The sequence below is a fragment of the Gelidibacter maritimus genome, from assembly GCF_014062315.1.
Taxonomy (GTDB): domain Bacteria; phylum Bacteroidota; class Bacteroidia; order Flavobacteriales; family Flavobacteriaceae; genus Gelidibacter; species Gelidibacter maritimus.
On the sequence record NZ_JACGLT010000012.1, the window covers coordinates 95,394 to 116,509 of the forward strand.

20 protein-coding genes and 1 tRNA gene are annotated in these 21,116 nt (G+C 33.5%); 20 read left to right on the plus strand and 1 reads right to left on the minus strand.

All coding sequences use genetic code 11. The features are described 5' to 3' along the window. Positions 1-50: 50 nt before the first annotated feature. From rseP to H3Z82_RS14540, 19 genes are all read left to right on the plus strand, one after another. Positions 51-1,391 carry an RIP metalloprotease RseP gene (gene rseP / locus H3Z82_RS14450; protein ID WP_182206219.1) on the plus strand — a complete coding sequence of 447 codons (1,341 nt, stop codon included), beginning with the start codon at positions 51-53 and terminating at the stop codon, positions 1,389-1,391. 170 nt (positions 1,392-1,561) lie between these two features. Then, positions 1,562-1,635, plus strand: a tRNA-Asn gene (locus H3Z82_RS14455). A gap of 219 nt (positions 1,636-1,854) precedes the next feature. Then, positions 1,855-3,060: a site-specific integrase gene (locus tag H3Z82_RS14460; protein ID WP_182206220.1), complete on the plus strand. Its 1,206-nt coding sequence runs from the start codon at positions 1,855-1,857 to the stop codon at positions 3,058-3,060. Positions 3,061-3,391: 331 nt separating this feature from the next. Further along, positions 3,392-3,532, plus strand: a complete 141-nt coding sequence (locus H3Z82_RS14465) for a hypothetical protein (protein WP_182206221.1) — start codon at positions 3,392-3,394, stop codon at positions 3,530-3,532. 62 nt (positions 3,533-3,594) lie between these two features. Next, on the plus strand, positions 3,595-3,975 hold the full coding sequence (locus H3Z82_RS14470; protein WP_182206222.1) for a hypothetical protein: 381 nt from the start codon (positions 3,595-3,597) through the stop codon (positions 3,973-3,975). After that, complete coding sequence (locus H3Z82_RS14475; RefSeq protein WP_182206223.1) at positions 3,972-4,406, plus strand: hypothetical protein; 435 nt, start codon at positions 3,972-3,974, stop codon at positions 4,404-4,406. Before H3Z82_RS14470 ends, H3Z82_RS14475 begins: the two co-directional genes overlap by 4 nt. A 4-nt stretch (positions 4,407-4,410) precedes the next feature. Next, positions 4,411-4,971, plus strand: a complete 561-nt coding sequence (locus H3Z82_RS14480) for a hypothetical protein (RefSeq protein WP_182206224.1) — start codon at positions 4,411-4,413, stop codon at positions 4,969-4,971. 75 nt (positions 4,972-5,046) lie between these two features. Beyond that, positions 5,047-5,289 carry a hypothetical protein gene (locus tag H3Z82_RS14485; protein ID WP_182206225.1) on the plus strand — a complete coding sequence of 81 codons (243 nt, stop codon included), beginning with the start codon at positions 5,047-5,049 and terminating at the stop codon, positions 5,287-5,289. A gap of 20 nt (positions 5,290-5,309) precedes the next feature. After that, positions 5,310-5,666 (plus strand): hypothetical protein, encoded by a 357-nt coding sequence (locus tag H3Z82_RS14490; protein WP_182206226.1) that lies wholly within the window; start codon positions 5,310-5,312, stop codon positions 5,664-5,666. Between the two features lie 15 nt (positions 5,667-5,681). Then, on the plus strand, positions 5,682-6,020 hold the full coding sequence (locus tag H3Z82_RS14495) for a hypothetical protein (RefSeq protein WP_182206227.1): 339 nt from the start codon (positions 5,682-5,684) through the stop codon (positions 6,018-6,020). A 135-nt stretch (positions 6,021-6,155) separates the two neighbouring features. Then, positions 6,156-6,503, plus strand: coding sequence for a hypothetical protein (locus H3Z82_RS14500; RefSeq protein WP_182206228.1), 348 nt, complete (start codon positions 6,156-6,158; stop codon positions 6,501-6,503). Between the two features lie 127 nt (positions 6,504-6,630). After that, the gene (locus H3Z82_RS14505) at positions 6,631-7,527 is read left to right on the plus strand and encodes an AAA family ATPase (RefSeq protein WP_182206229.1); all 897 of its coding nucleotides are present in this window, start codon (positions 6,631-6,633) and stop codon (positions 7,525-7,527) included. Beyond that, positions 7,505-8,485: a DUF3871 family protein gene (locus tag H3Z82_RS14510; RefSeq protein WP_182206230.1), complete on the plus strand. Its 981-nt coding sequence runs from the start codon at positions 7,505-7,507 to the stop codon at positions 8,483-8,485. The genes H3Z82_RS14505 and H3Z82_RS14510 overlap by 23 nt, the downstream gene beginning before the upstream one ends. 70 nt (positions 8,486-8,555) lie before the next feature. Next, the gene (locus tag H3Z82_RS14515) at positions 8,556-8,807 is read left to right on the plus strand and encodes a hypothetical protein (RefSeq protein WP_182206231.1); all 252 of its coding nucleotides are present in this window, start codon (positions 8,556-8,558) and stop codon (positions 8,805-8,807) included. A gap of 494 nt (positions 8,808-9,301) precedes the next feature. After that, complete coding sequence (locus H3Z82_RS14520; RefSeq protein ID WP_182206232.1) at positions 9,302-10,600, plus strand: hypothetical protein; 1,299 nt, start codon at positions 9,302-9,304, stop codon at positions 10,598-10,600. Between the two features lie 15 nt (positions 10,601-10,615). Further along, entirely contained in the window at positions 10,616-11,359 is a 744-nt protein-coding gene (locus H3Z82_RS14525; protein WP_235982455.1) for an NUMOD1 domain-containing DNA-binding protein, read from the plus strand. A 115-nt stretch (positions 11,360-11,474) separates the two neighbouring features. Further along, on the plus strand, positions 11,475-15,113 hold the full coding sequence (locus H3Z82_RS14530; protein ID WP_182206233.1) for a type IIG restriction enzyme/methyltransferase: 3,639 nt from the start codon (positions 11,475-11,477) through the stop codon (positions 15,111-15,113). Positions 15,114-15,145: 32 nt separating this feature from the next. Then, positions 15,146-15,343, plus strand: a complete 198-nt coding sequence (locus H3Z82_RS14535; RefSeq protein WP_182206234.1) for a hypothetical protein — start codon at positions 15,146-15,148, stop codon at positions 15,341-15,343. A 70-nt stretch (positions 15,344-15,413) separates the two neighbouring features. Next, positions 15,414-17,915 carry a DUF4268 domain-containing protein gene (locus tag H3Z82_RS14540; protein WP_182206235.1) on the plus strand — a complete coding sequence of 834 codons (2,502 nt, stop codon included), beginning with the start codon at positions 15,414-15,416 and terminating at the stop codon, positions 17,913-17,915. Between the two features lie 32 nt (positions 17,916-17,947). Here H3Z82_RS14540 and H3Z82_RS14545 read toward each other — a convergent pair whose 3' ends face one another. Beyond that, the gene (locus tag H3Z82_RS14545) at positions 17,948-19,036 is read right to left on the minus strand and encodes an AAA family ATPase (protein ID WP_182206236.1); all 1,089 of its coding nucleotides are present in this window, start codon (positions 19,034-19,036) and stop codon (positions 17,948-17,950) included. Between the two features lie 413 nt (positions 19,037-19,449). Between H3Z82_RS14545 and H3Z82_RS14550 the strand changes: the two genes are divergently transcribed. Continuing rightward, a complete protein-coding gene (locus H3Z82_RS14550; protein WP_182203050.1) occupies positions 19,450-20,994 on the plus strand; it encodes an IS1182 family transposase in 1,545 nt (514 codons plus the stop codon). Positions 20,995-21,116: the final 122 nt, after the last annotated feature.

The following is a 21,116-nucleotide window of genomic DNA, read 5'->3' on the forward strand; positions in this document are numbered from 1 at the left end:
GGGCTGAAAAGACTACTTTTGTGCCTTATAATTTTTTTGAAAAGAGATCAATGGAGTTTGTAATTAAAATTTCTCAATTTTTACTGAGTTTATCCTTACTTATCGTATTGCATGAGTTGGGTCACTTTATCCCAGCAAGACTATTCAAAACACGTGTAGAAAAATTCTATTTGTTTTTTGATATCAAATACAGTTTGTTTAAGAAAAAGATTGGCGATACCGTTTATGGCATCGGCTGGTTGCCCCTTGGAGGCTATGTTAAAATAGCAGGAATGATTGATGAAAGTATGGACAAGGAGCAAATGGCACAACCTCCCCAGCCGTGGGAGTTTCGCTCTAAGCCTACGTGGCAGCGCCTTATAATTATGCTGGGTGGGGTAACGGTCAACTTTCTTTTAGCTTATTTTATTTACGTCTTTATGGCCTTTGGATATGGCGACACGGACATTGACTCACAGAGCATAAAAGGAGGCTATCTCATTGATAATCCCTTGTTGAATGATTTAGGATTTAAAACCGGCGATCATATTGTACAGGTTGGAGATACTAAAGTGGTCAACGAATCAGATATTAGAGCCAATTTAATTGGTGCTGAAAAGATTACCATAGAGCGTGACGGCGTGACGGAGACCATTACCTTGCCCGAAGACTTTCTGGGGCAACTTTCTACCAGTAAGAACCGCAGTCTTTTTGAACTTCGATTGCCATTTATGGTAGGGAAAGTCAGCGACTCATCATTAAATAAATCGGCAGATCTCAAGAAGGAGGATGTGATAAAAACCATTGAAGGACGCTCTGTAGAGTATTTTGACCAAGCTCAGGATGTTCTAATGTCTTTAAAAGGACAAACTGTTAGTGCTGAGATTTTAAGAGATGGCGAATTAAAAACGGTCAGTCTTAAAGTTGATGATCAAGGTAAATTGGGCATTCAAACTGGAGGCTCTCCTAATAAGTTTGCTGAATTGGGATATTTTAAGATTGTAAAAAAGGAATATGCACTTGGTGAGAGTTTTGTTGTAGGATATAATCGGTTTACGAGTCAGATATCCGGGTACTTTACCCAGTTAAAATTAATATTTAGTCCGAGTACAGGCGCTTATAAGGGTGTGGGCGGATTTAAAGCCATTTTTGATGTTTTCCCAAGTGTGTGGAGCTGGGAGTATTTTTGGGGTATTACAGCGTTTCTATCCATCATGTTGGGCGTGTTGAATTTATTGCCTATCCCTGCGTTGGATGGTGGCCATGTCATGTTTTTGTTATATGAAATGATTTCAGGACGCAAGCCATCCGAAAAGTTTATGGAGGGCGCTCAAGTTGTTGGATTCATGATTATCATCTTGTTAGTATTGTTTGCCAATGGCAATGATATATTTAAAGCGATAACGAATTAAAAATATTTCAAAATTGTTTTGCTGAAGTTAAAAATTGCAATATATTTGCATCCTCAAAATAAGGTATGATACCTTACCCCTTAACGCACCATAAGCGTTTCGGTTATCGTTCTTAAAAAATAGCAAAATTCTGAAATATCAGAATGTACTAATAAATATATAATTAACCTTCCTCTTTAGCTCAGTTGGTTAGAGCATCTGACTGTTAATCAGAGGGTCCTTGGTTCGAGCCCAAGAAGAGGAGCAAACAAAGCTGTTACGAAAGTAATGGCTTTTTTGTTTTATGGGTTTCATAGCGGATACAGCAGTATTCAAGGTTTTTAATAAAACGAGACCTTGTCCACTTATCTGTTGAATTTCTGAAAATTAGGTGTCCTATTAGGTGTCCCATTTTAAAAGCTGGGTGTCCCTATATAAAGAACCTGAATTGTATGCCAATTGTCTAACTTAAAATCAATTGGTAATGAAACATCAAATCATGTCAGTTTTGTTCTATCTGAACAAGGCTAAAACAAATCAAAAAGGAGTTTGCCCTATTTATTGCAGAATAACCTATCTGAAAAAGCGTAGAGAGTTTTCAACGGGTCAATTTGTAAATCCCACAGCTTGGAATCCTAAAAAACAACTTGTAGAACTACACGATCAAAATGCTATAGTCATCAATGCTGAGTTATCTATAATATCTCAAAAATTAAAGACTGTTCATTTAAAACTGCAACTAAAAGGTTCAAACTTTAATGTTGCTGACATTATGAATATCTATTCTGGTAGAATGGTTAAGAATGAGGAGAATGTTTACAGTTATTATTGTTCTTTTTTAACGGGAGTAAAAGGGCTTATAGGAAAGGATATAAAGCAATCTACCTACAATAAGTTCAATTATGTAGGAAATGATGTCAAAGCTTTTATTAAGCATAAATTCAAGGTTAATGACGTTGGATTGACCAGTCTTAATCTACAATGGTTACATGATTTTGAATACTATTTAAAAACTGTTAAAAATCAAAAACAGATCACTATTAATAAATCCATACAGCGGTTTAGGAAATCTATTAAATCAGCTGTGGCTGAAGGATATTTGGATGTAGATCCCTTTTTATTATACAAGACAAAAACAGTAAAGCCCGTTGTTGTGTTTTTAGATACTGATGAATTAAAAACTCTTGAAGAAGCACAATTAGATCATCCAAAATTAAGACTGGTCAAGGATCTCTTTGTTTTCTCATGCTATACAGGTCTGGCATATTATGAAATCTCTAATCTTGAAAGTAAACACATTATTAAGGGCTTCGATGGTGAGTTATGGATTCAAATGAATAGAGAAAAGACCTCAAAACCATTCTCTGTACCACTTTTACCAAAGGCTTTAGAGGTGCTTAGGGTGTACCAGAAAGATAGAGGAAGGGTGTTTCCTAATATCAGTAATCAGCGTTATAACACCTTTCTTAAGGAGATTTCAGCCCTCACGGGGATTGACAAGAATCTCACAACCCACACAGCTCGTAGAACTTTTGCATCAACAGTCTTGCTTTATAATGATGTGCCAATGGAGATTGTGAGTGAGCTTTTGGGGCATTCCAACATGAAAATTACTCAGGAGAGCTATGGTAAAGTTGTGCAGAAAAAGATAAGCCTTGAAATGATGAAAGTGAGTAAAAAGTTAAAATAGGATTAAGATGAAGAATAGGTATTGCGATAGTTTTGCAGTGCTTATTCTTCTATAATAATATCGTGATTTAAGTTTAAAGTTACTTTCAAACTCCAATATGCATTTCATCGATTAAATTTGCACTTAATCTAATAATTACTATATTTAACATCTTGAATCCATTATGAGGAGATTTAGAATTGGATAATATCGGAGCGTAAATGGACAAACAAATATTAATTTGAGAATGATCACGACCTTTTTGTTAAATAGAACTATCAAGCGTAACATTATCTCTAAGTGATTATAAACAACTCAGTTTATTGAATAAAGTAATAATAAATATAATAAAATGGAAACAACACTTTTTCAAAAATTAACCAAAAATCAACGGAAATCTATTGTCAATTTTCATATGATAGTTGGACTTTCAGATGGTCAAATGAATAACCAAGAGGATAATATATTAAGTAAGCTTTGCAATTTAAACTAACCAAAAAAATGAATAACCACGACTTAATTAGATTATTCTCAAGTGTTGATAATAATCCCGTGTTGCTAACAAACATAATGACCCGAGCCTATTTTGATGATTATTATACATCCTACGATTTAGAATATGGCGCTACAGAATTAATAGAGGAATTTTACTGCATGCATTACTCTGGTGTAGCAATAAGTAATGATCAGATAGAAAGGATTGTAAATGAGTACTGTGACAATATTCCTATGTTAATCTTATGTGTGTATTTATTGGGAATTGAAGATGATCCTGACTTGATAAAGTTGGCAATTCCTAATATGTCTATAGTGTTTAGTCTAATTCAGAATACTTATAATAATTTGCGAACAGCTCAAGAGCTAAGCAGCTATAGCTTCACTTCAATTAGTGCCATCGAAGTATTATCAGTAATTAATAAAAAAGCTATTGAATGAAGATAAAAGACAAGTTTCCAAATTACACGCCATCCTTGATGTTTTATATAAGAGATAAGAACCCAGTTTTGTGTTCTAACGATTCTATATTATATGCTTACTTTATCCCTCTTGCAAATTTTAAGAAAGGCTTTGATTATTATGAGCTAAAACCTCACAAGAGTGGAGGTGTGTATTTTAGTTTGGCTACCATGATTGGTTTTAGAACTATATTAACAACAGAATCAAGACTGTTTCAAAATGACATTTCAGAGCGGGAATGGGCACAAGTTATAGGGGAAATTACAACTACTCATTTTTTGAGAGAAGAATATAGGGCTTTAAGTCGAGGATATGTTAAAAAGGGAGGTGGATGTTTTAGTACAGTTCTTTTAACTTTTTTCTTCGGGATTTTACTATTTACAGTCAGTTATATAAAAATAGCAGGTTGAAGATATGGACACTTTTATGTATTTTATTGTTGTAGCAGGTAGTGTATTGTTTCTGTATTTTCTTCTTAAATTCATATTTAGTTCTGGTAATAACGAAGTAAATTATGACACTAATCTTTTAATGAGAGCTTCCGAAAATTCTTTCAGTAAGCGTGTAGATGAGATTTTACAGGATGCTGATTGTCCGACTAATAAATTGATTGCAGAAATGAAAAAATCCTTTGTAAATAGAGTAAACACAAAATTAAAAGATTCTGGAGTACAAAATAAAGACCTAATTCAAGAGGATTCGCCATTTGAACTAATAAACGAAAAAATTATCAGTATAATTTCTAATAATATAAATAACCATGTGTTAATTAATATTGAAAACACCTCAAGTTTAAAAAACAGTCCATTTGGATATATTCTTTTAATGGATACAATTAATGGGTATGAGGAAATTGCTAATGTGGATATTAAGAGTTTTTTTGACAATGGAATTAGTGATTATGAAGTAAGATCAATTTTTTTAAAAGCTTCAATACAAACAATAGAAAAGTTTAGGGGTATTGATGAAGTTTGATTTTTAAATTGATAGCTTCGATATAAAAAAAACGAGTATTTCAACGATGATATTAACAAATTTAAATTATAACATATGAGCGATGTAGCACTAATTGCATTCTACTACGAAAAAGGGGTTGAATGCTTAAACAACAGAAAAAGAAATGATGCCGCGGGTTTTTTCAAGAAATCCTGGCATGCTTTTAATAGTACAGAGTCAACTAATATTCCAAGTAGTTATGTTGATATGGCTCATAGAGCTTTAGAGGAATATCAATCTATCAACGGCTATGGTCTGGACGAGTCAGGTTTTGATAGCATAGAATATGGTTACTAACGAGTATTGTTAGTTTGCTAATGAAATTAAAAGTATTGGAAGAAGTAGTGATTGAAGCTTTTTGCAGTTTAAGTACCGCACCACTCAGTCATGTGGATGAATTCTCAGATTATTCACATAATAATAAAGACGAATTTATTGAAGAACTCAATAAGGTTTTCAATCAAATAAAATCAAACGGTATAAATGCTTTGCTTGTACAAACTTCAACCTGTAAATTCTGCTACCCTAATGCAAATACTTATAGCTTCCATCATCCCGTGACAAATCTGTTAATAATAAGATATGTAATTGATCAAGTAAGTCAGCGTAGCTTTCGAGTTCAAGAATGCCGTAATCTACCTCTTCCTAAAGTAGAGAGCGGAATGCCATTCTAATAAATCTAATCAAATATGGGTGCACAGGTAAAGGTAAAATGTCAATGCGGTTTAAGGGCTGAAATTTTAACTGGTGGTAATATGGCCAATCATTTAACTGTGGATTTCTTTCCATGCTACTGTGGTCATTGTCGTGAAGTAGTGCAAGCTAATTTAAAAGACACCTCTCCTAAATGCCCCACCTGTAAATCAGATGAGATAATTCCCTACACAAATCCAAAGCTCAGGGCTAAAACTTGGAAAAACACCTTCATTAAATACTTCAAAGACGATCTCACCAAAGGATATTACAAATGCCCAAAATGCCAAAGGATGACACTTCAGTTTTTTCATGGCAGTATATTCTGGGACTAAAAAATTTTTTTTGAACCAAATTTTAAATCACTTTTAAAAACGTGAGAGCGCGTTAATCTAATATCAACCCCCACTCTTATTTAGGTTTGCGGGATACCCCCGTGCATATTGTATAATCTTAAAAATTAAAAAACTATGGTAACAATTGTAGATTACAAAACCTATCAAAGAGAAGAGGATGGGTCAGATTTCCACGTACTTATTGTACAAGGTGGATTAGAAGCTGTTAAGAGCAGACAAACTAACAATACTTATTTAACTGCGCGAACTGCGAGAGTATCCTGTACTTTTAATGAAGCCACCTGTAAGTCACTAATTGGAAGTCAACTTCCAGGTGCAATCAAAAAAGTGGCAGTTGCTCCTTATGAATATGCAATTCCTGAAACAGGAGAGATTGTTTCATTATCCCACAACTACTGTTTTGTTAGTGAGGAAGAAGCTGTAATTCAAGACCACTACGTAATAAGTGAGGAAGTAAATTAATCATATAAAAGATAATAGATTAAGGGTTTTCAGAAATGGAGACCCTTTTTTTATGTCATTTTTTTGTCAATTTTTCTGTGAATAGCATCTATAACAAATTTAATTATATCAACTAATAAATCATATTATGAAATTACATCAAGCAAAAAGACACCAAGTAAAGCTTAGGTTAGGGTTAAGTGGTGCATCTGGTTTTGGTAAGACCTATTCCGCATTATTGTTAGCCCATGGTATTACTAATGACTGGTCAAGAATAGCCATCATTGATACTGAAAATAATAGTGCGAACCTATACGCCCATTTGGGGGATTTTAACGTACTGTCATTGAATGAGCCATATACACCAGAGCGCTATATTGAGGCTCTTAAAACCTGTGAAAACGCATCTATGGAAGTCATTATTGTGGACTCTATAACCCATGAATGGCAGGGTAAGGGGGGTTGTCTTCAAATCCATGAACAGTTGGGAGGAAGATTCCAGGACTGGGCAAAAGTTTCACCAAGACATCAAGCTTTTATTGACGCTATTCTCCAATCAAAATGTCATGTCATCACTACAGTCAGGAGTAAAATTGATTATGCGTTGGATAAAGATAGTAGTGGTAAAACTAAGGTCACTAAACATGGTCTAAAAGAAGTGACTCGTGAGGGCTATGAATATGAATTAACGGTAAATTTTGAAATGATTAATGACAAGCATTTAGCAAAAGCATCTAAAGATAGAACAGGTCTTTTCATGGATAAACCAGAATTCATAATTAATCAATCTACAGGCAGAAAACTTATGCAGTGGTGTAACATGGGTTTGTCAATAGATCAGGCAATACAGGAGGTAGAAGAGTGTACTACTATTGAAGGTTTGCGTCAGTTGTATTCTAAATATTCTGGAATGCAGAAACAAATCCAACCCATCATCATAAAAAGAAAAGAAGAGATTGAAAGCAATATGAACCAAGTTATTGATAAATCTCAAATCGTAGAACCATTTAAATCACAAAGCAATGCAACTAATAGCAAATCCTAATCCACAACATATGATCCATGATCCTGTGGAAGTAAAATCAAATCCATCTACAAGTTTTATTGTGGGAAATACAGAAAGTGTCACGTTGAATCATCTAAAAGAAGATTGTATCATTCCTGTATTTTCAAAGGACAATGAATCTACCATATCGCATTATGAATTTATCAATAAAGCATATGAAGTTACAAGAAACCTATTTCCTGACCTACATGTTCAAGATCCCGAAGTAAGGGTAAGCCATGTGGTAAAAGGAAGAATTCCGAGCGCCATTGGTAAGCCAGCAAAAGAATTACTGGACCATGAAAAAACCATTTATTATGAGCGCTGTGCATTTATAATTGAAATTCCAAGTGTTAAGCAGTTTGTTCATGGAAGTGAATTGGCATTATGTATTGGAGGTGTACGTGCCTATAATCAAGAGAATTTATATAGCAGAAAATCATTGGAGAAATTCAAAGTTTTTATAGGTTTTCAGAATAAGGTGTGTACCAATCTGTGTATTAGTACAGATGGTTTTTCAAATGATATTCGTATTGGGTCAATTCTGGATTTAGAGTTACAGATGGAACAGCTCTTTTCGAGTTACAATAGAAAGGAGCATATAAATATGATGGAGCTGATGGGTAGATTTAAGCTATCTGAACGGCAGTTTGCACACTTAATTGGGAAATTCAGGATGTATCAGCACATGGACAAGTCGGAGCAAAAACACGTGTTTCCATTGACCTTAAATGATGGACAAATCAATAGCATAGTAAAAGATTATTATGGATGTCCAGATTTTGGAAGAGATTCAAATGGGGATATTACGCTATGGAACATCTACAATATGATGACCCACGCCAACAAGTCCTCTTACATTGATAATAACTACGAACGTAATGTCAATGTGTACGAGCTGATGAATAATCTGGGTGTTTCAACGCACAACGGCATACCAAATTTTTACCTCTCATAATTATTACATAGCTGTTTCGGAGAAAACGGCTGTAATAACCATTCATTAATCATCTATAAAAAAATAGCGAATGAATGACAAGGAACTATCAAGTTTGCTGAAGTATAGTTCTCCAAGGGAGCTTTACATTGTTACTTGGAACAACCTTCTAAAAGTGCTTTTCTGTCCTTTCAAAGTTACTGTGCTAAACAAGGTAGGGCAACTAAAGAAAGGACAGATCGTGCTTGTGGAAGAGGTCAAGATAACGAATGATCTGAAAACGGTGTACATCATTAAAGGTGTCGCGTATTACTATTACCATTTTGATATTTTAAGTGAATGAAAATAAGTAAGCTGTTATGCTGTATTTTGGATATCAAACCTTTTGAGTCGGTTTCAGCTTTATCAAAAAACCCCTGAAAAAGGAATTGAGCTCTTAAACATAGAGAAGACTTTAGAGAATTCTCTATGTTTTTAATCCAAAGGGTCAAATTATTACAATTAAATCAATAAATTAACATTTATTGTAATAATAATTGAATTAAAATTAGGAAATGTCATATATTTGTTGTACCTTTGCATAGGATTCGAATAAAGATGAAGGAGACGATGATGATGGATGAATTCAAAAACCACCTACAATAAGTTATTGCGCATATTTTTACTTCGTTTGCAATAACGGATTCAAAAATTTTCAACACCATTTGTTTTATTAGGAGACACCCTACATTAAGGTGTTTTTTCAATGGAACATTTTGAGATAGTTGGCTTTGCTTTTTTTTTATTAACATATCATATTAATTGTGGAATGACTATAAACAATTAATAATATAATTTATGAAAAAAGTAAAAGTTTATGACCAGATTATGGGAAGTGGTAAAACCTATGATGCAATTGAAAGAATGCTACAATACCAAAAGGAAGATAAAAAATACATTTATATAACTCCTTTTTTATCAGAGATATCAAGAGTACAGAAAGCCATTGGAAGCGATAATGTCTTTGTTCCCTTAGATTCAAGTGAACAAGGTTCAGGAAAGTATCACTGTGATTACAACCTTATTAAAGAAAATGGAGAAATAGATCTTAATGCTCAAAAATCTTTTAAGCCTCTAAATAAAAGAGCGCAATTTTTAAAATTGGCATCAGATGGAAAGAATATTATTTCTACCCATTCATTATTTATGAGTCTTAAAAAATGTGATTTCAGTTTTTTTAGTGATTATATTTTAATTCTTGATGAAGTTGTGACTCCATTACAGATAACTAAAATAGGAGCTGTAGATATAAATATGTTGAGGAATCAGGAGTTAATTATCATTAATGATGAGACCAATGAAGTGAATTTTATTAATGATAATTATAATGATCCCGGTTTTACTCATGTTAAAAAACTCTGTAATAATAGTACTGTTTTTTATATGGATAAGTACTTTTTTGTCTGGGTTTTTCCTATTGAAATCTTCACAGAGTTTAAGGAAGTTCAGATATTAACATATCTCTTTGAGGGTAGTTTATTGAGGGCATATTTTAAGATGTATGGTATTGGCTTCAACATCTACAAAACTGAATCACTTGAAAATTTATTAAATATTAGAGAACTATTAAATATTTATCAAGGAAGTGCAAATAGTTTTTCACGATCAAATGCCTTTAGTAAGACTTGGATTGAGAATCTGAGTAAAGAAAAACAAAAAAGTATTAGCGATAGTACATCAAATATTTTTAAAAGAGTATTTAAAACGGGATCTGAACAAAACGCTTACACAACGTTTAAATCCTCAAAATCCAAACTTGCTGGTAAAGGATATACTAAAGGATTTATACCAGTTAATGCTCGAGCTTCAAATGAGTATAGTTATAAAGAATCAATGGCATATTTGGCTAATCGATATTTTGATCCTCAGACTATAAACTTCTTTAGAGAAAGAGATGTTATTTTAAATGAAGATTTATGGGCATTATCTGAATTGATACAATGGGTGTGGAGAGGATGTATTCGAAGAAGTAAGGAAATGAATTTGTTTATCCCATCTAACAGGATGCGTCAGTTGTTAGTGGATTGGCTTGATGGAAAGTTTCTTTTTAATATGGAGAATCAGTCTATAGAAAATTCCAAAACAATCCTGTGTTAAAATGAATGATCGCTTTTGTGGTGGTCATTACTCATTGAAACCCTTGTTATCACTGGTGTTCAAGAAGATCTTCCTAAAAGGAATTATAAAAATAATAAAATAAAAATATTGAATAATTACATCATATATAAAGCTCAAAACTTATTCACTAATGAAGTGTATATCGGAGCAACAACAACGAGTCTTCATCAAAGAAGGCTTGACCATACTGAAAGAGCTACAAGACAAGAGCAAGGAAAATTTTATGAAGCAATCGGGACTTATGGTCCCGAGGCTTTTTCTTGGGAGCAGATTGATTCAGCTACAACCATGGACGAATTGGCACAAAAAGAAAAATATTTTATTATAGAATACTATGCACAGCAAAATGGCTATAATTCAGATTCTGGTGGTGGTTTCAAAAAAACAGTGTACCAGTATGATGTGGATACTGGAGAAATCATGAATACTTTTGAAACACTTAAGGATGCTGGAAATGCAGTAAATGCAAGTAGAAAAAGTATCAATAATGTGTGTTTAGGAGTCAACAAAACTTGTAAAGGTTTTTATTGGTCATACAATAAGGATGAGTCCTTTGAAGGGCAAATAGATCATCGCAAAAAGATGGTCTGTCAATTAGATTTGAATAGTGTTCTAATAAAAAAATATGAATCAGCTGCAGAAGCTTCAAGGCAAACTGGAGTTTCTAAAACCTGTATTAGTAGGGTATGTAGAGGAGAACGGGAGCAATCGGGTGGCTATATTTGGAGGTATAATTAAGAACTAAAGAGATTACAGAAAGGACGACAGAAATGTTGTCCTTTTTTTATTTCCTGAATGTAAGGCATTTCCATAAAAAGATTTCTATTTTTAAGCCTATAAAGGTCAACCAGCCATGAATAAAACAAATACAAGAAAAGCTTTAAATCCCGCTTACAGAAAACATAAACCATTACGTAAAGATGTAACCAATTTTATCACTCAATTAAAATGGTGCATTGATGCCGTGAAACTAAGTGATGATAGAGCTGAAAGTGAGGAACACATTAAATCTCATTTTAAAGACTTTTTTACCTCTACATTTTATTCTGAGAATTATATTAATACAAAGGATAGAATTGATTTAGCCATTTATCTTGATAGTACCGTAAAATCAGATATAGGCGTTATCATTGAAGCCAAAAAACCAAGTAATAAATCAGAGTTTCTAACTGAGCATGATCTCAATAGAAAGGCACTTCAAGAGTTGTTGCTTTATTATCTGAGGGAGCGTGTTGATAATGGAAATAACAATATTAAGCACCTGATTGCTACCAATGGTTACGAATGGTTTTTATTTAAAGCTGAGGATTTCTATAATATATTCTATAAGAATAAGGAGCTGATAAAAGAATATAAGTTGTTCAGGGATGGTTTAAAAGACACTTCTAAAAACGAACTTTTTTATAATGAGATAGCTAAAAAATATATTGCAGAGATTGAGGAAGTTTTACCTTTTGTGCATTTGGATTTCTCCAAAACCAATTTTGAAAAATTAAGTGATGCACACCTTAATACCTTGTATAAAATATTCTCCAATGTTCATTTATTAGGGCATTCCTTTGGTAATGATGGGAATCAGCTCAACAAATCCTTCTATAATGAATTGTTGCACATCATCGGATTAGAAGAAGTAAAAGATAAAGGCAAAAAAGTAATCAGTCGGAAACCTGAAAAGGAGAGAGACTATGCATCTCTATTAGAAAATGCCATATATCATTTAGAGGACAGAGACTATCTACCACGAGTCAAAAGTGTTGAGAATTCGCCTGAAAAAGCATTCAATGTAGGTTTGGAACTTTGCTTAGGTTGGATTAATCGCATCTTATTTTTAAAGTTATTGGAATCCCAACTTTTAGCCTATCATAAAAACGACCCCAAGTACAAGTTTTTAAATTCAAAATTTGTCAAGGATTATGATGAGTTAAATGATTTGTTCTTTTCAGCATTAGCCAAGCAAGAAGATGAAAGGCATCCGAAATATAAAGATAAGTACAAGGATATTCCCTATCTCAACAGCTCGCTTTTTGAACGTAACACCTTAGAATCTGAAGCTTTTGAAATATCTGCTTTAAGCAATGATCAATGTAAGGTTTACAGCAATACCATTTTAAAGGATGCCAGTGGGAAACGTGAGAAAGGTAAACTACCTACTTTAGAATATCTATTCAGATTTCTGGATGCTTATGATTTTGCGACCGATGGTAATGAGGGTATAGAAGATGCACAAGAAGCCAAATCCTTAATTAACGCCTCTGTATTAGGTTTAATTTTTGAGAAAATAAATGGTTACAAGGAGGGTTCATTCTACACACCTGCCTACATCACCATGTACATGTGTAGAGAGACTTTAAGACGTACAGTAGTCCAGAAGTTCAAAGAACAGGAGAACGACCAAATAGAGGCCTTTGACGACCTTAAATCATATTGTCACAGATACTTCAAAACCGATGATTTGAAGCGTTTTAATGGCATTGTAAACAGTCTGAGAGTTTGTGATCCCGCAGTGGGTTCTGGTCACTTCTTGGTTAGTGCCTTAAATGAGTTGATAGTCATAAAAAATGAACTTGGTATTTTGGTAGACGCCAAAGGTTTGCCATTACGTTGTGATATTGAAATCGTAAATGATGAGCTTTATGTTATAGATGATAATGGATTACTATTTGAATATATACCAACTGATAAGGAAAGTACACGTACACAGCACACTTTATTCCACGAAAAGCAGACCCTTATTGAAAACTGTTTATTTGGTGTGGACATCAATCCAAATTCAGTAAAAATATGCCGCCTTCGCTTATGGATTGAGCTACTTAAAAACGCTTATTATACCAATGAGAACAGACTTCAAACCTTGCCTAACATAGATATTAACATTAAAACTGGAAACTCTTTAATAAGCCGTTTTAATTTAGATGATGATCTTAAGGATGCATTCAAGGGTAAAGAAGTCAACTACTCTTTTAAAGATTACAGGAATGCCGTTGCTGAATATAAAGAGACCAATAATAAAGAGAGGAAACGTGAAGTGTTAGAAATTATCAATGAGGTAAAACATAATTTCACAAGTAGCTTAGATAATACCTTTATCAGTAAATTCCAAAAAGCTCAGGGTGCTTATATAAATGAAGAAGAACGGTTGAAAAATCTTAAGGCTTTTGGAGAGAAAATTAAAAAATCTGAAAAGGACGAACTGAAAAGGTTAAAGGAAAAGGCGGAAGCGACCTATTTAGAAAAAGAAGAAATTGTTAATAATGCAATTTACCACAATGCCTTTGAATGGCGTTTTGAATTTCCAGAGGTATTGGCTGAAGATGGAAGTTATATTGGATTTGATGCTGTTATTGGGAATCCACCGTATGGTGTAAAATTAGATTTAAAGGAAATAGATTACTACCGTAATTCATACGACTTTATAATTGGTCATGTAGAGATTTATTATTTATTTACTGAATTAGCATTAAAGCGTATTTTATTCAAGGATAGAGAACTTACTTACATCATACCAAATGCATGGTTTTCTAATAAATACGCAAGAAAATATCGTCAGTCAATTTTAGATAACTATAAAATCTTAAACCTTATAAACCTGAACAATAAAAATGTTTTTGAAGAAGCTTCTGTGGAAACTTGTATTATATCTATCAAAAAATCCTTCGTTGTAGATAATTATTTAGTTAAAGTTGGGACAGATGTAACCGAAGAATCACAATATGAATTTGACGTTGATAGATGGAGTGGGAATAATAATTTAATTTTTTTCGCTGAAAATCCAATCATTAATACTTTAATTGATAAAGTTAATAATGCACCTTATAAAATAGATGATGTTTTAGATGTGTCTAATGGAATAAAGCCGTATCAAAAAGGATATGGACTTAATTTGAATGGTGAAAAACTAAATGATGAAGATGTGAAAAACAAAATTTACCATTCAAAGACGAAACTAAATGAAGTATATAAGCGGGAGATAAAAGGTAAGCACATTAAAAACTTTCAAACTCTAAAAGGTGATATGTATATTAAATGGGGTAAATGGTTAATGTCTCCAAAAGGTATTAGGTATTTTGAAAATGATAAAATCTTAATGAGACAAATTATTGGAAAGACATTAATTTCGTCCATAGATTATGATAAGCAGTATGCGGATCAATCCTTATATATTTTAATTAAAAAAGAAGAGACTATCGGTTCATTAGAATACTATTTATCAATATTAAATAGTCGTTTATATGGGTTTTATTTCAGAAATTACTTCTCAGAGGACGATGCTTTATTTCCAAAAATCAAGGTTAATGAATTAAAGAGTTTACCTATAATAGTTTTACCTGAAAATCATCAAGTGAGGTTTAAAGAAAAAGTTGTTGAAATTATTTCTCTTAAAAATGAAGACCCACAAGCTGAAACCGAATCCTTAGAACGTGAAGTCGATCAAATGGTATACGAACTTTATGGTTTAACCCAAGAAGAAATAGCCATTGTAGAGAATAGCTGAAGTGAACAAATAATCAAAACGCAGAATTAAATATGAAAACAATTAAATTGATAGTAATAACAACCTTGTTGATGATGTCATGCTCAAGTGATGACGCAAATGAAAAAAAATGCCAGGAAGTAAGAGATAAATCTAATAAATTAATAGAATTGGCTGCAGATGACCATGAGCAGCGAAAAACATTAATAAGGAATAGAGATAGGGAATTAGAAATCCTTGGATGTTTATAACCAATATCTATCTGAATCTATCTGAGAAATATAAGGAATATTTAAAATACAGAATTAATCTATATCACCAATGAAAGCCAACGAACTGCCCATTACTAATTTTTTACAAGCCCCTAATGTACAGTTTGTAATACCTGTATATCAACGTAATTACGACTGGACTAATAATGAATGTAAGGAATTAATAAATGATATTATTGCAGTTGAACAACATGATAGAGGTACACATTTTATTGGAAGTATTGTATTCATCCATGAAGGAACCTACAGCACCAATGAAGTAAAGGAATTAGTGATTATAGACGGTCAACAGCGCCTTACCACCATCAATATTATCTATGTAGCTCTCTACCGTTTTGCTAAAGTAAATGACATGCAGAATGATGCAGAGATGTTGTTAAACATGTTCTTAACCAATCAATATGTTCAGCAAGAATCCAATAAGCTTAAATTAAAACAAACTGATACCAATTCTTTAGCCTTTAAAGCTATTATGAATGGTACAGAAAATGAATTTAATCATTACTCTAATGTTATTGAAAACTTCAATTTCTTTAAAAGTATTATTACAAAGGAGACTTTTCACACCATTTTAAATGGATTAAAACGATTGATTTTTGTTGAGATTTCATTGGAAAGAGGCAAGGATGATCCGCAGAGAATTTTTGAAAGTTTAAATTCCACAGGTTTAGATTTATCACAATCAGATTTAATTAGAAATTTTATTCTAATGGATTTAGATCCTAAGAGTCAAAATAAGATTTTTGAGCAAATCTGGAATCCTATTGAAGAAAATGCAAGAGACCTTATTAAGCAAAAGTCATTGGTGTCAGAATACATTAGAGATTATCTCACCCTACGCAACAAAAAGATTCCTAATAAAAATAAAGTGTATCTGGAGTTTAAAAAGCTTTATGCTGATAAGGATGAAAACTACATGCAGGAGTTAGAGAATATTAAATCTTTGTCGGTGCATTATAAGAAGTTTATAAATCCATCATCAGTTCAGGATCATAATCTTCGCAGAGAGTTAGAGTATATTTCACGCCTGGAAATCAACGTGGCATTTCCTTTTCTACTACAGGTTTTTGAAGATGCAGAAAATGGCATAATAGCTAATGATGATCTCATAAAAATATTAAAATTAATCCAGACTTACACATGGAGAAGATTTGTGGTGGGCTTGCCTACTAATGCACTGAATAAGATCTTCATGACCCTCTATTCGGAAGTGGATACGGAAGATTATTACAATTCTATTGCCTTAGCCTTAGTTACAAAGCGTGGAAGTGCTAAGTTTCCAACAGATGAGGACTTAAAGAGTGCTCTAAAGGATAAAGACTTGTATAATATTCAGTCTAAAAATAGGAACTACATGTTTGAGATGTTGGAGAATTTCAATAATAGAGAACATGTGGATACTTCAAATGAACATATTACAATAGAGCACATTTTTCCTCAAACTCCTCATCAGGATTGGAATAATGACTTACAACCAGATGATTTTTTCATGTTCAAGGAGAAGTATTTAAATACCATAGCTAATCTGACTCTTTCTGGCAATAATGGAGCGCTGGGCAATAGAAGTTTCGTAGAGAAGAAATATATGAACAGGCAAGGTGAAGAACAAGGATATAACTTTAGCCGTCTGTGGTTAAATGATTACCTGAGATCTATAGACAAATGGACAATTGAGACCTATAATGAAAGGTTTGATTTAATTTATAATCGGTTTTTAAGCATATGGAAATATCCTGATGTTGTTGCACCAGTTTCAGAAAATACAGAAGAGACCTTGTTTAGTGCCGAAGCTCCCACATTCAAAAAATTAGAATATTTTATATTTGAGAATACAAGGATAGATGAAGAGATTATAGCACGAATGTATTTTTATGTTATTGAAAAATTATATGAAAAAAACCCTCAATTATTATTAGAAGCAAAGGATGTCTTAAAAATCACAAGAGATGTCTCCGACTTTAGAGTTGCTCAAGGATTGCAAAATGGTTATTTTGTAGAATCTAATATTGGAAGTGATGCCAAATTTAGTATACTTAAAAAACTACTCACATTATTCGAACTTGAAGATGAATTAATCATTAAATATGGGGATAGTCATAACGTTGGTGGATCTGCACCTCGTTTTAGTGTGCGTAAGGAATTTTGGAAACAACTTCTACCACTATTAAAGAATACTGAGTTGTTTAGTAATGTAAACCCTTCAAAGGATTCTTGGTTAAGTGCTGGGGCAGGTGTTTCAGGAGTTAACTATACGTTTTCTATAACCGGCAATTATGCAAGAATTGAATTAAGTATTACCACTTCCAGTAAAGAGACCAACAAAAAGTACTTTAGAACTCTATACAATCAAAGAGATGCCATAGAGACTCTTTTTGGAAATCCGTTAGAATGGGAAGAGCTACCTGATAACAAGATGAGCCGCATCAAATATGAGCTTACAGATGTTAACTTATTTGATAAGTCAGATTGGGAGAAAATGAATGAATTTTTAATTAAACACTTGCCAAAATTTGAATTGGCGTTACAGCCTGCTATTCAAAAGTTAAGATAGTTTTTAGAATTAACAAACATATTTCTTGGTCATTAGGAGCCTTTTAGCTGGTCAGTATTATTTTTTATAATGGTATCTACGGTAGATTTGCCCACTACATGCTCCGTGTTCTTTAACGCAGATTCAATTTTTCTTAGTGATAAACCTTCACGGTGTAAAGATAATACTCGCTCTATTATTGCGGGATTATTAATTTTAGAATCTGAAGCTCTTGTGTTGGTCATTCCAGAGTTTTTGAAATACATGTTTTCATTTAGTTCTAATACATAGCTGCTTTGCTTGTATTTAGATTCTAAAAAATTGGCTTTCAATATCCATAAATCTATCAAATTGGGTTTGTGGAGATTAGGTCTTAATTCAAGAACTACCCTCATTTTAGCTTCAAAAGCTTGGCTACCTATGATACTGTCTTTACTCGGGGATTTTGTTTGAGTCCTTTTCCCAATATGGTGCAAAAATAAAATTAGGCAATTGTTTTTACTTGCTAAGGTACTATAAGAGTTTAAAAATGTTCTTACCTGTGTATTGGCATTAATTTCTTTGGAGAATACATCGGCAAATGCATCTATAATAATTAAGTCTACAGGATTCTCTTCAATTTTTTCAGTTAGAGTTTCCAGTAAATTTTCACTATCAAAAATGAATTCAAGATTTTTTAAATTATCAAGTTCAATACCATCATTGTCTTTCTGTAATTCTTTAATCTGCTTCCTTAGAGAAAAGCTTACTGAATTATAATCATCTTCAGTAGTAACATAAATGACTTTGTGATGCTCAGAATTCAACGTGAACCCTAAAAAATCTTTTCTTTTCAAAACTATTGAAAGTCCTAATTGTCTTAGAAAAGTTGACTTCCCAGTGTCAGAAGTTCCAACTAATGAAGCAAGTCCACTTTTTTGTAAAAATGGATTTAGTAGTCTTGGAAGGTCTAAGGTTTTAAGGTCGAACAATTCCAAAGCATTAAAGGATTTCCTAAATTCAAATGGTTGATCTATTGTTTTTTTACTATATGATAATGAACCGCCATTTGCCACATTACTATTAGTAAGTGTGCTTTCAGAAATTTCAGTGAGAGGATCTTCATTCTGATGATTCTTATATTCTAACTTGTCAACAGCCATAGCAATTATATATTGTGTCCAAATATTATATTTATATAAGGACAGGACAATATAGGAATTATATTTAAAAAATGGCGTGTAGTGTATTAGGGTGACTTAAAACTAAAATTTATTAGATTTATAGGTTAGGAAAAATGACTGTTTCATTAAGACCAGTTAAATTAAATTTTGAACTTTTAGATATTGCAAATAAGTCCATTATATTTACTGTAGAAATAAAAATTATTATATTAAAAGGCATACAATTCGGGTACCAATAGAAAAGTTAACGGCTTAATTGGTTGTAAATCAATGGGTACTACTCCTTGGTTCGAGCCCAAGAAGAGGAGCAAACAAGAGGCTGTCTAAAAAGGCAGTCTCTTTTTTTATGCTTTAGATTTAGAAAAAAGCTTTGATTTTCGTATCTTAATGTTATGAAAAGCAACGTTATATGGAAGACCAATAGCCAGTCACAATTGAGTCTTCTCCCACCCAGTTATAATGATTTTGTTCCAGAGCATCATCCCGTGCGTATCGTCAACAGCATTCTTGATCAAATAGATATCAGTTCCATAGAAAGGACCTATAAAGGCGGTGGCACCTCGAGCTATCATCCCAGGGATCTGCTCAAAATTTTGGTCTATGCTTATCTTCGCAACTTATATTCATCCCGTAAGATCGAACAGGCCTTGGGTGAGAACGTCCATTTTATGTGGCTCGGCGGCTGTATCCAGCCTGACCATAATACCATCAGTAATTTTCGATCGGGAAAACTCAAGGGAAAGTTCAAAAAGATCTTTAACCAAGTTGTCATTCTGCTGGCAGAACAGGGCTACCTGAGCTTAAAGGACATCTTTGTTGATGGCACCAAGATCGAGGCCAATGCCAATCGCTATACTTTTGTTTGGGGAAAGAGCATCAAGACCTCGCGCACGCGCATTGAAAAACAGCTCAAGGATTTATGGCGCTATGTAGAGACCGTATATGCAGAGGAAGAACAAAAGCCCAACCAGCCTGATAATTTTAAAGCCATAGATCCCAATGAAGTATCCCAAACGATCGATAAGATCAACCGGGCTCTCCAGGGAAAGGATGTTGATAAGAAAGTAAAACAAAAGCTCAATTATGCCAAGAAGAACTGGCCAAAGAATATTGCCAAATACAATAGCTACGAAGCGCAGATAGGCGGGCGCAACTCCATGAGCAAGACGGATCCCGACACCACCTTTATGAGGATGAAAGAAGACCACATGCTAAATGGCCAGCTCAAACCAGGTTATAATCTACAGGCAGCCACCAACAACCAGTTCATAGCAAACTACACCCTTGCACAGACCACGGCAGACACTGCCACACTTATCGAGCATACCGAAGATTTTATAAAAGGTTATGGAAAACCGCCCGAAAGACTGACGGCCGATGCAGGCTATGGCAGTGATGAAAACTACACCTACCTCGAAGACAATGATATTGAGGCTTTTGTAAAATACAATTACTTCCACAAGGAACAGTTGGATGAAAAACGTGGCAAGAACAAAAATCCTTTTGCAGCAGATAAGCTGTTCTATAACGATGAAGCAGATACCTATTATTGCCCTATGGGGCAGCCGATGGATAATATAGGGAGCTATGTGAGAAAAACAGCTACCGGATATGAACAGAAAATAGACAGATATCAGGCTAAAAACTGTATAGGCTGCCAGCTTAGAAGCCTGTGCCATAAATCAAAAAGCAATCGTATTGTAGAGAGGAACCACAAGCTGGTCAGGCTTAAGGCAAGAGCGAAACAAAAATTATTGAGTCCACAAGGTATTGCCCACAGAAAACAAAGATGTTGGGATGTGGAGGCAGTATTTGGTAACATAAAACACAATATGAACTTCAGAAGGTTCATGTTAAGGGGCCTTGATAAGGTAGAAACAGAAATAGGCCTCATTGCCATGGCGCATAACCTTAAAAAAGTGAGTTTAGCGATGTAAGAATCGCTTTGCCCAATTTTAACCCAGAACTAATTGCCCAATTATCCGAGCAAATCCATAATGAAACCAAAAGAACCAAAAAAATAAAAGGTCGCCTAAATAGTTTTTAGACGACCTCTTTT